At 65.5% G+C, this 968-nt stretch carries 1 protein-coding gene; it reads left to right on the top strand.

Annotated features, from left to right (window positions below):
- Nucleotides 1-85: 85 nt before the first annotated feature.
- Nucleotides 86-968, top strand: an 883-nt coding sequence (locus AC1RCS_RS24905; protein WP_492246552.1) for an IS481 family transposase, incomplete at its 3' end; no start/stop codon positions are given.

The raw sequence follows: 968 nt of genomic DNA, 5'->3' as shown, positions 1-968 counted from the left end.
TGTGATGTCTCAATAGGTTGTTCATCCGTCTCGGATTTGGGAAGCTGTGGTTACCAGGCCAAGCCACTCAAGTCAGGAGAGACGGATGAACAGTCATAAGCATGCCCGCTTGACGGCTGCGGGTCGAGCCCTGCTGGTCAGCAGGGTATTGGACGAAGGCTGGTGCGTGACAGCGGCCGCCCAGGCCATGGGCGTGAGCTGCCGCACCGGGTTCAAGTGGCTGGCCCGCTTCAGGGCCGAAGGCACCGCAGGGCTGTGTGATCGAAGCTCGCGACCGCATCACAGCCCCACAGCTTGCCGCCCCGAACAGGTGAGCCAGTTCGAACTGCACCGCCGACAACGCCTGCCGTTGTGGCGCATCGCCCGCGAGTGCGGCCGCAGCCTGTCCACCGTGGCCCGGCACATGGCCCGCCTGGGCTTGAGCCGCTTGAGCGCCTTGCAACCGCCCGTGCCCGTGTGCCGCTATGAGCGGGCCAGCCCTGGCGAGTTGCTGCACATCGACACCAAGCGCCTGGGACGCATCCAGGGCGTGGGCCACCGAATCACAGGCCAGCGCCAGCACCGCAACCGAGGCATCGGCTGGGACGCCGTGCATCTGGCCATCGACGATCACTCCCGGGTCTCCTTCGCCCGGGTGTTGGGCGATGAGACGGCCCTGAGCTGCGTGCAGTTCCTGCGCCAGGCCGTGGACTACTACGCCAGCCTGGGCGTGCGCATCGAGCGCGTCATGACCGACAACGGCGCGGGCTACAAGAACACCTTCGGGGCAGCCTGCCAGGAACTGGGCATCCGGCACATCCGAACACGGCCCTACACGCCCAAGACCAACGGCAAGGCCGAGCGCTTCGTGCAGACCAGTTTGCGCGAATGGGCCTATGCCAGACCCTACGAGAGTTCAGCCCAGCGCCAAGCTGCATTGCAGCCATTCATTGACGGCTACAACTGGTGTCGACCACACTCCGCTCTCA

The sequence above is a fragment of the Acidovorax sp. GW823-FHT01C06 genome, assembly GCF_058798375.1.
This window is presented reverse-complemented; position numbering and strand designations above follow the sequence as displayed.